Annotated in this window: 9 protein-coding genes; 4 read left to right on the top strand and 5 right to left on the bottom strand. The window is 33.3% G+C overall.

The genetic code is table 11. The features are described from left to right. Positions 1-10: 10 nt before the first annotated feature. Both PL77_RS31330 and PL77_RS14185 read right to left on the bottom strand, forming a co-directional pair. The gene (locus PL77_RS31330) at positions 11-853 is read right to left on the bottom strand and encodes an exonuclease domain-containing protein (protein ID WP_063769020.1); all 843 of its coding nucleotides are present in this window, start codon (positions 851-853) and stop codon (positions 11-13) included. Between the two features lie 224 nt (positions 854-1,077). Continuing rightward, complete coding sequence (locus PL77_RS14185; RefSeq protein WP_044206483.1) at positions 1,078-2,628, bottom strand: bifunctional response regulator/alkaline phosphatase family protein; 1,551 nt, start codon at positions 2,626-2,628, stop codon at positions 1,078-1,080. 322 nt (positions 2,629-2,950) lie between these two features. On the opposite strand from PL77_RS14185, the gene PL77_RS14190 reads away from it, so the two are divergent. Beyond that, a complete protein-coding gene (locus tag PL77_RS14190) occupies positions 2,951-4,165 on the top strand; it encodes a hypothetical protein (protein ID WP_044206484.1) in 1,215 nt (404 codons plus the stop codon). 119 nt (positions 4,166-4,284) lie between these two features. Continuing rightward, positions 4,285-4,578, top strand: a complete 294-nt coding sequence (locus tag PL77_RS14195) for a Dabb family protein (protein WP_044206486.1) — start codon at positions 4,285-4,287, stop codon at positions 4,576-4,578. Positions 4,579-4,647: 69 nt separating this feature from the next. Here PL77_RS14195 and PL77_RS14200 read toward each other — a convergent pair whose 3' ends face one another. The 3 genes from PL77_RS14200 to PL77_RS14210 all read right to left on the bottom strand — a co-directional run bounded on the left by PL77_RS14200 (position 4,648) and on the right by PL77_RS14210 (position 7,607). Further along, a complete protein-coding gene (locus tag PL77_RS14200) occupies positions 4,648-5,355 on the bottom strand; it encodes a hypothetical protein (protein ID WP_044206488.1) in 708 nt (235 codons plus the stop codon). 191 nt (positions 5,356-5,546) lie between these two features. Then, positions 5,547-6,254, bottom strand: a complete 708-nt coding sequence (locus tag PL77_RS14205; protein WP_044206490.1) for a phosphoadenylyl-sulfate reductase — start codon at positions 6,252-6,254, stop codon at positions 5,547-5,549. Positions 6,255-6,422: 168 nt separating this feature from the next. Next, positions 6,423-7,607, bottom strand: coding sequence for a hypothetical protein (locus PL77_RS14210; RefSeq protein WP_156152372.1), 1,185 nt, complete (start codon positions 7,605-7,607; stop codon positions 6,423-6,425). A 585-nt stretch (positions 7,608-8,192) separates the two neighbouring features. Here PL77_RS14210 and PL77_RS14215 point away from each other — a divergent pair. Both PL77_RS14215 and PL77_RS14220 read left to right on the top strand, forming a co-directional pair. After that, entirely contained in the window at positions 8,193-9,341 is a 1,149-nt protein-coding gene (locus tag PL77_RS14215) for a hypothetical protein (RefSeq protein ID WP_172665860.1), read from the top strand. A 119-nt stretch (positions 9,342-9,460) separates the two neighbouring features. Further along, positions 9,461-10,804 (top strand): lipopolysaccharide assembly protein LapB, encoded by a 1,344-nt coding sequence (locus tag PL77_RS14220; protein WP_082026537.1) that lies wholly within the window; start codon positions 9,461-9,463, stop codon positions 10,802-10,804. Positions 10,805-10,849: the final 45 nt, after the last annotated feature.

Here is a 10,849-nt window from a genome sequence, read left to right on the forward strand (position 1 = left end):
TAGGAATAGGTTAATTATGATTCAAAACAGCGAGGATCTCTTTTAACTCTTCTTCTTTGAGTATTTCAATATTTTTTCCACCAGCATTAAGAGCATTTACCTTCTGTAATTTAGTAGGCCCTGGATCTGTACCTACCAGAACAATATTTGTAAGACCTGAAATATTAGAATTAATTTTTGCTCCTAAACCTTTGATAATGGTAGCAAGTTCTAATCTTTCCCAAGTATTAAAAATACCAGTAATTACGACCTTTTGTCTATAAAAAGGGCTATCAGGATCTGCATTTTCAAAATCGGGTTTTAAAATATCTCCAGAAAGTTGTGTACGGTAAGGAGGGTTTGTTTTTTTCTTTTTGAATGGATTTTTCTCAAAAATAGGTAACTCTTTTTCTGAAATACATTCAATATACAATTTTGCACAAGCTTCCGCATCTGCCAAAGCATTATGATGATTAAGTGCCCAACCGTAAGTGTAGCAAACATCATCTAATGCAGCACCAGTGATTCTATAAGTACAATCGTATTGGAATTCAGGAACATCGAGGTCGTACAATTCTAAAGTTTGTTCTAATGCTCCAACGTCAAACCCAGCATTATGTGCGACGATCAGTTGCCCTTCAATGAAAGGTTTTATTTCATCCCAAACTTGAAAAAAGCTGGGTGCATTTTTAGTCATTTCAGCGGTAATACCATGAATAGTCGTATTGAAACTATGGTATCGGTTATCAGGAGGACGAACCAAAGTTTCATAACGGTCAATGATTTCACCGTTTTTCACCTTGACAATTCCTACTTGACAAATACTCCACCTTGCACCATGTGCTGTTTCAAAATCTATTGCTGTAAATTCCATATATTTTTATACCTCGAACATCGAATTTACAAAATTCGGCATTATGAAGCATAATTAACAATGGTTTAGGTCATTAATGCGGTTCATTAGGAAAGGTTAAGAGAGGAGGAGAGAAGTGAGAGGTAAGAATGAAGAGGGAAGGGGCGTAGTGATATATCCATTATGAACCACAATACGAACCACTCTCATCCCTCTTCCTTTTTACCTCTTACCTAAAGGAAGAACTATTTTTTACTCAGCTCAATAAACGGAATGATCATTTCATCAATAGAAATTCCACCATGCTGGAAAGTGTCTTTATAGTAACTCACGTAATAATTATAATTATTAGGATATGCAAAGAAGTAATCTTCAGTTGCAAAAACATACGATGTAGACACCTCTGTTTTTGGTAAGCCAAAGTCTTCAGGATGACGAGCTACAAGTACATTTTTCTTATTGTAAGAAAGGTTTTTACCTTGTTTGTACCTTAAGTTGGTATTTGTTTCTCTGTCCCCAATAATTTTATAAGGCTTTTTAGTTCTTACCGTACCATGGTCTGTTGTGATGTATACTTTACAGTTTTTATCAGCCAACATTTTTAGCATTTCATATAATGTAGAGTGTTCAAACCAAGATTTTGTAATAGAACGGTAGGCCGCTTCGTCAGGTGCAAGTTCTCTCACCATATTGGTATCGGTCCTTGCGTGAGACAGCATGTCAACAAAGTTATAGACCACAGCATTGAATTTTTTATGCAATAAACTATTGATTTGGTCATTGACTTGCTTGCCTTGAGAAGCACGAATTACTTTGTGATAACTGTATTTTTCTTGGATACCATGACGGAGTAATTGCTCACCTAATAACTCTTCTTCATAATTATTTTTACTGTCTTCATCATTGTCATTTACCCACCATTCAGGGTAGGTAGCTTCAATTTCAGAAGGCATTAAACCTGAAAAAATGGCATTTCTTGCATAAGCAGTAGTGGTCGGTAAGATGGGGCAATAGACCTCTTCTTTAACATTGAAAAGGTCGGATACTAATGGCTCAATTACCTTCCATTGGTCATATCTTAGGTTATCAATCAGAATGAAAAAGACACTTTCATCGTTTTCTCTAACATAAGGCAAAACTTTTTCAGAAAGTAACTCATGCGAAAGAATAGGACGGTTTTCAGGGTCCTCCATCCAATCAATGTAATTATCTTTTATAAATCGACAGAAATTATGGTTGGCTTCATTTTTTTGCATTTCAAATACCTCACTCATACTTCTGTTTTCAGTCTGAGTGATTTCAATATCCCAATACACAAGTTTCTTATAGGTTTCTACCCAATCTTCCCATTCCATATCATTCATAAATGACATCATGATACTTTGGAAATCTTGTTGATAAGCAGAGTTGGTTTTTTCAGAAACTAGTTTTTTTGTATCTAATATCTTCTTGATTGACAGAAGAATCTGTTTAGGGTTAATGGGTTTAATCAGGTAATCTGCTATTTTGGCCCCAATAGCATCTTCCATGATATATTCTTCCTCACTTTTTGTAATCATCACAACAGGAATATTCGGCTTGATTCTTTTGATTTGCTCCAAAGCTTCCAATCCTGTCATACCCGGCATATTTTCATCCAAAAAGATAATATCAAATTCCTCTTCTTCACATTTTTCAATGGCATCCAAACCACTTAAAACTGGAGTAACTTCATAACCTTTTTTTGTTAAAAATAATATGTGAGGCTTTAGTAAATCAATTTCATCATCTGCCCATAAGATGCGTTGTTGGCTCATATGTTTTTTATATTTTTTGTGGAGTAACAATTTATGAAATTGTGATTCAAAACACACCAAGATTTCACCACAATTATTTTTTTTTAGATTTTTAAAATTTCAGATTCAAATAATCGTTATAAAAATAGGACGTAAAACGAATATTATATATCATATAAAATCAATTCTCCCTCAATGTGATAGTCTTTTTTTGACGGAGGCCAAAATTATTAATGAGAATGAACAATAATATCTGCAATTTTGTAATAACAAAGAGTTGTTTTCAGGTGTTATTGTTGAGAAAATAAAAAAGCAATACCAAATATTAAATTAGCTATAGCGTATGGAAGATAATACAAACGCATCATCATCAAAATTATTGATTATTATTGGAGCTGTTTTCGGAGGAGTTTTACTATTAACCTCCATCTTCTTCTTTATTTTTAGTGATGATGAAGAAATCGATCCTCAGCTTGTTACAATCGATGAGTTTATAAAAGAAAAAGCAATTTGGGAGCTTAATGGCGATGCAGTGGAAGGAAGTGCAGTCGCTATTACACTACGTTTGCCTAATATGAATATTAAACAAGTTGAAGATGCAGTGGAGCGTGCAGACCAAAGTGTGAGACAAGTAGATGCTGATATAAAAAAAATATGGAGTTCTTTGGGTGAAGATACTGGAGATTTAGAAAACAGTCTTCATAATTTACAAGATGAACTTGCAGGAATGTCAGATATTTATGAACACACTGAAGTGATTGCAGGACAGATTGCGGTAGATGATGCTTCAGGAAAGAGTGGGGCAGTTCAGTCTGCAGTAGTTCGACTACTATCAACAAGAGATGGTTATATCAGAGACATTAATTTGATGCAGGAAAATATCGATAAGGTATTGAGCGTATTGGATGATGCAAAAAATCAAAATGGATCAGTCGGAGGAGTTACAGAAGCCATCGAGGAGCTGGAAGTAGCTAATACAAGATTGTTTGAAGAAGGGAGGTCACTTTTAAGAACTTTATTTGCTTTTGAGTATATCTACAATCAACATAGACAGTCAGGAGATACAGGAGATAGAATCGATGTCTTTTATATTGCTTTACAAGATTACTTATATGACAAGATTATTGTAAAACATTCTCAAGATGATTTTTACCGAAAGAAAGGAAAGTTTGATGATGTGGTTGCAGAGACAAAAGAACGATTGGGGTCATTAGATGAGGTAGTCGCTCTTCAGCAGAAAAGAGAGATGAAACTCAATGAATACAATAAGCTATCAGAACATTTAGGGGCATTGAATGAGCTTTATAGCAACGCCAATGTGTCTATTACAGCAGATAATTTTACTGAATTGAATTTTGTTTCTGATGAGGAATGGGAGTATTCTATTTCGGAAGAAAATGCTCATACACCTTTGGTTGTGGTTTATAGAGTAGAAGGAACCCCCTTGTCTTCGGGACTTGTAGTGGCAAAAGCATCTTACAATTTGTCATTCGAAAATGAAGATAGTGATGAATTAATTTTACCAGGTAAATTAGAGCATGACGTGAGTGCTCAATAGAGCTAAGAATAAATAGAATTGAAAAACCTGATTGGAGTGAAGCTTATTATTCATTCCAATCAGGTTTTTAATTTATTGAAAGGTTTCTATTTTTGTGCTGAACAATAAAATATAGACAGATGATTAATCATACAGTACTTTTCAAATTAAAAGAAGAGACAACAGCAACTCAAAAACAAGAGTTAATCGATGCTCTACAGGCATTAGGTGGAAAAATTGATGAGTTAAAAGAAATTCAAGTAAAAGAGAATTTTTCAGACCGTTCAAAAGGATTTGATGTAGTTCTTTATTCTATTTTTGATTCAAAAGAAGCTTTGGAAGCTTATCAAGTTCACCCAGCACACGTAAAAGTTGTAGGTGAAAATGTAAAGCCAATTTTAGCCGATATACTTGTTGCTGATATTGAATATTAATTTTCATTTCTGAACATAAAAAAAGCCATTACAATCGAAATTGTAATGGCTTTTTTTCAAGGCTGAAGTTTAGTTTCTTCCGCCTCCTCTATGACCGTTACCGCCTCTATTTTTACCACCTTTGTGTCCCATTCTCTTCATTTGTCTTTTTTCCATTTCATCAGCAAGTTCATCCACTGACTTCGAAGGGTCCATTAAGACAAACATAACTGGTTGATAATGTCCCATCATACCTTGACGTCCCATTTTTCCTTTACCTCTACCTTTTCTGCCATTACCTTTTTCATGACCATTACCTTCACCTTTATTTTCAGGCTTGTATTTTGTCATAATGGCTTTTATATCGCTTTTCCATTGTTCTTGCTGAGTTTTTGTAGATGCTTTGATTGCTTCTAAATCAGCCTCATGGTTGTCCACAATTTCCCAAGCAGCAGTAGTAATATGGCGCATTTCCTTTTCCATTGCCTGACGCTCTTTTTGTTGCTCTTCTGTAGGCTCTCCTTCAGGGCGTTTCATACTTTCTTTTTTCTTAGAAAGGGCGTCTAGTCTTTCTCTTAATGATACTAATGTTTTCTTTTCTGAATTAGATAACTTATTATCAAACTCTTTTCTGTTTTCTAATACTACAGGAAGCACTTGAGCTTTCATGTATGCTTTGATTTCCTTACGGGCTTCATCTCTTTTCTTTTTCTTTTCTTGTTGAGCTACGCTTACAAATGATACAGCAAGAGTTGCTACTGCGATTAATGATAGAATAAGAACTTTAGATTTTTTCATGACACTAACTTTTTAAATTGTTTTCGTTTGATTTTGTATACTCCAAAGGTCATATCAAGGATGCAATATTGATAATCATTTCAACGAATGGAGTTCTTTTTTCAACGAACGAAAAGCTGAGGTATAAAAAAAAGTCCCAAGTACTTAAACTTGAGACTTATTTGTTCCATTGTGTATTACCAGTTAGTTTCTTATAAGCTAGTATGTAAACCACATTCTGTTTTGGTTTTACCAGCCCATCTACCCGAACGGTCATCTGACCATAAAGGCTTTGTAGGATCTGCTTTAGCCGTACATGGCAAACAACCTACACTAAAATACCCTTTTGCAATAAGAGAATGTAAAGGAAGCTTTCTTTCATTGATGTATTGGAATACCATTTTTGAATCCCAATCTAAGATCGGGTGATATTTCGTTACACCATGTTTTGCTTGTTCTTCCTTTTGCATTTGAGAGCGAACAGCAGATTGTCCTTTTCTGATACCGTTAATCCAAACATCGTTTTCTTTTAAGATATCTTCTAAAGGCTCAACCTTGTTGATATGACAACATCTGTCATGATGATGAACATGAAGTGGTTCACCATTTTCATCCACTTGTTTTTCAACAGGGATTTTCGACTTCAAGTCTATAATATTTAATCCAAGCTTTTTGGCTAATTGATCTCTAAATTCGATTGTTTCAGGAAAATGATAATTAGTATCTAAAAAGTATACTGGTATATTTTTATCTACTCTGCTGATGATATCCAACAAGACAACACTTTGTGGTTGAAATGAAGAACTAGCAAAAATTCTTTTCCCTTGCGAATGATAGATAGCCACCTGCTTTGCGATTTCATCAACTCGCTGATCAAATGATATTGCTGAAGCTTGTGGAATGATGCTTTGCGATGACATATTCTTTTCTTTAACTTTTATTTAATCTACTAATTATATAGGATAAATGCGAATTAATGAAAGAATCTACTTTTTTCAAAATTTTATCACAAAAAAAAAGGATCATTTACGAATAAATGATCCCTTTTGTACTGTATTGAAAGTAAGTTGATTAATTTCTATAACAACTTAAAACCCTCTTTTTAATTCTATACTAGCTCTGATTGGTCTTGAAATATTTCCTGCTTCATCCTTAAATTTAACATAAACGTATTTCATTCCATCTGCTTCACCGTTTAATTTCCATTCATTAATTGAAGGCTTTAATTGTTGCCAATGTGCCCCTTGGAAAGAGGATTTGTTACTGATCATCATCATTGCGGCATCATCACCATCTATGTTAAGTGAGACAAGTTTGTTGATGTTATTTGTAAACTCAGCTCCTTGGTCAATAGTAAGCGAAATATTTTTTGGTGCATTAGTGTCAAAAGAAATGCTAGAAGAATAAGTTTGTGTCTGATTCCCAGCAACATCTTTATATTTCACAAAAACCTGTTTTATTCCATCACCTTCAGATACCTTATACGTTTTTTTCGTAACGTAAGGAATCCACTCTCCACCTTCAAAATTACTACTTTGAGCAACGATCATAGAATCGGCTTGTCTACAGAAGAAAGAAAGGTTGACCTGATGGTCTTGACGGTTGGAAATTTTTTCACCGTCATTAATCGTGATTTTACCACCGAATGGAGCTGTTCTATCCACGATAATTTCATCAGTTACTACACTTGTAATATTGCCCGCTTGATCTCTGTATCTGGCATAGATCTTACGTTTTCCATCATCACCAGGTGCTAAATCCCATTCAATATATTCATCTTGAATGAGGCGCCATTTGTTACCATGAAAAGCAGAAGTATTACTAATTTGAAAATATTTCGCCCCCTTATGTCCTAAGATTACTCCTACCTTTAAACTGTTCGGATCAGTGAAATATTTGGTTGGGACATCAATCTTAACGGAAATATCAGAGGGAGGCGTGGAGTCAAGGATAATTTTCTTCATTAATACTTTTGACTCGTTGCCATCAATGTCTTTGAATTTAAAATAGACTTCTTTGGTGCCATCACCGTCAGAAAGTTGGTAAGAGAATAATTTTGAAAATTTTATCCATCTTGCTCCATCAAAAGATTTTGAACCACTGGCCATCATCTCTGCAATGCCTACACCATGAATTTCTATATCAATATGAGTTGATTTGGAATATTTTCCAGATTTAAATATTATTCGTGTACGGTCTAATTCGTTTTGAGCGAATAATTGTGTGTTAAAAATTAAGGTTGATATTATTGAGATAAGTAAGGTTCTCATCATGAGTTTTTCTAAATAAGTAAAATTTCTTTTTAGTACTACTAAGACAAAAATGTTCCAAAATAACCCTTGTGGCTTTTTCTATATACATTTTGCTAAAAAAAGTTGTGTAAAGTTTTTAGCGATAGTAATCAAAAAAACAATTGTACAAAGAGTTGACACTGAAGAAATTTTGTTTTAGTAATTTACCTTTTAATAAGTACAACGTACATTAATGCAAAAATAGTACTCAATTAAGTAATAAGACAAGTGTAAATTGATAATTTCGGGCTAACATATTGAATCATAAAGTGACAGTTTTAGTGAAAACATTTTTTTTATATTACATTTTCTTACCAAATAAAGTTTACTCAACATCATTTGAAATTTGGTTTGTACATTTGTTCTGCAAAAAATAATGCATTAACGGAACAAGATTTGTTAGTAAAGAATTGTCGAAGTTATTTTATTAAAAAATGTCCTTTCATAAATCTTCATAATTGATTTGAGAGGTATTTAATGAAAAACTTGTATTTTTTTTGTTTTTCATTTGAATTTGGAGAATAATTTCAGATTACAATTGTTTATTTATCGTAATCACTATCAAATTTGAATATTGTTAAGAAGTCGGATATGTTTTGTTGCACTAGAAAGATAAATTCATTTTTTTTCTGTTTCGCTATTATTTCTTCATTTTGTTTAGGCAAAGCTATTGCACAAGAAGTAACAGAAGGGCATTCATATACTCCGGGGAGTTTATCTCAGGAACCTGTACAAGTTAAAAAAGAGTTGTTTCCTACAAGCTCATCTGAGGTGGGGGATACAACTTTTACAATATATGGAGATGCGTCGATCCCTTTCAAAATTTATTTTGTCAATGGACCGCAATACGATAACATCTTTAATCCTAACCCAACGGGTATCATATTAGGCGATAGAGAGTTTAATTTTTTCTGTTCAATGGAGAAATCTATTCGTCAGAATTACTCCAATGTCTTAGAAGCAAAAGAATTCGATTATTTAGGAAGAAGCTACTTAATGCTTATTTCGTTTAGAGAAGATTGTTTGGGAGATAACTGTAGATATCGTTGTTACAACGTATTTGATATTACAGATCCAACAAGAATCCTACAAACTTCTTTTTCAAGCTTATTCCAAGGAACAGACAGTTTTGGTGATTATAACAACGATGGTAAGTTAGACTTCCTAAGGGTTGCACCAAAGCCTCCAAAAGATCAACAGCCAGGAGAGTTAGTAAGTAATTACTTAGTGACTGCTTATACTATGAGAAGAGGTATTCCAAAACAATTAACTGATCAAGGTAACTCTTATTACTTATATGTTGATGGCGATGAGGAAGCTACAAAGTTTAATGTTTTACAAGCTTATTGGTTCTTCAATGTCAAAAATAAAGAAGGTGCAGATGCAGAACCTACTACATATTTTGCAGAGTACATTTCTTTTGATCCAATGTATAGGTACTTATATAATCCTAATGGCGTAAGAATAGAGAAAAACAGATGGTCTGTACTCATTACTGATGTAGGAGATTTGGAATCAGCACAAGAACATTGTCATCTTGTTCAAGAATATGAAATCGAAGATGTTTATATTATGATTGATCAATATAGTGGCGATATTACTTATCAAGTTTTTGCTGGAAACTTTGTAAGTAAGGAAAGTGCAGAATCATACCTGAAAATATTGCATTCTCATGGTGTTGATGGTCAATTGACTGATTTCTTAAAGTCCTATTAATTTTTCTATTACGAAATACTAAAGTGGTACAATTCTTAGTTTAATTAGAAGAAGCACTTTAGTTTCAAAGTTTTTTTTAATAACAATACAAGAGAAAGTAATTCATTTTTATAGCATCTATGAAACTATCACACTTAAATATTATACTGTCCTTATTCTGTTCATTGTTTTTGGTCACGGAATTAAAAGCTCAGGAGGATGTTGCAAAAGCTCATCTTGAGACAGCTGACTTTCTATTAGCGAACAGTCGCTACAGTGAAGCTCTTGAAGAATTAGACAAAGCGATAAACGCGAATCCAACAGATGGAAGTGTTTATTTCAAGAAGGCAAATACGCTCCTTGCTATTACTAAATTTAATGATGCTATTAAAACATTAGAGGCTTGTGTAAAATCTGATCCTAGTTTTTTCAGAGCATATGAAATGTTAGGCGATCTTTATTCACAGAAGAAAAAGCCATCTGCGGCAGTTAAATATTATGATTTAGCTTTTCAAAAGGACGAAAATATTGAGCAAAAATACCTTTATAAGCTTAAGATATTAGATATTTTAGATCAAGCGAATAGACATCGTTTCTCTAAAAAACACATTGATGATTTAAGAAAATTAGATTTAGCAGAATCTTTTGATCTTGATTACTATGAGTCAATGTACTGGAATGAAATTGATCATCCAGAAAAGGCGGAAGAATTAATGGCTAAAATTATTGGTGAAATCGAACCTTTATCAGGCAATGAAAGATATTACTACCAATACATTTGGGCATTATTTAATCAAGGTAAATATAGTGAAGCGAAAGAGTGGATGGATAAAATCACTACAAGTGAAGCTGAAGCGATGTTTACAATCTTTAGAGAGGAATATTATTTCAGTTTAGCTCAAACTTATTTCCAGGTAATGGATTACACTAAGTCTCAAAAAATGATTGATGTGACTTTAGGTATTAATTCATCTTTCATCGAGGCTTTTGATTTACAGAAGCAATTAGCGGCGATTCACACTGATAAAACAAAGGTGATTGCAGCACAAGATAGAGCTTTGATGGCAGAAAAAGATATTAAGAAACGTTCTGCAAAACTATTAGAGCTTGCTACTCTAAACTATCAAGCAGAGGATTTTGCTACAGCGTATATTCATTTAGAAGAATATCAAGATGCATTGCCACAAAATGAGAGAAACATTAATGTGATCTTTATCAAGACAATGTGTGAGAAAAATTTAGGAGAGGTTGGATCTTCAACTGAAAAGTTGAAAAAGGTAATCCACAATCCTTCTATCACACCTCAAACTAAAGCAAAATATAATTTTTCAATTGCTCTAGTTTATAAGGAAGTAGGTGATTATAAAAATGCAGAGACTTTCTTAAAAGCGGCTTATGGTGGTTCATATAAGAACGCTGTAAGATACGAGTTTTCAGATATTCAAAAATTGAAAGATCTTAAGGAAATCGAATCGATGAATTAAGAATATAGAATATTAAAAAAAATGAGGCTGTCTCATAACTAGTTT

Source organism: Flammeovirga sp. OC4, assembly GCF_000812565.1.
Taxonomy (GTDB): Bacteria; Bacteroidota; Bacteroidia; order Cytophagales; family Flammeovirgaceae; genus Flammeovirga.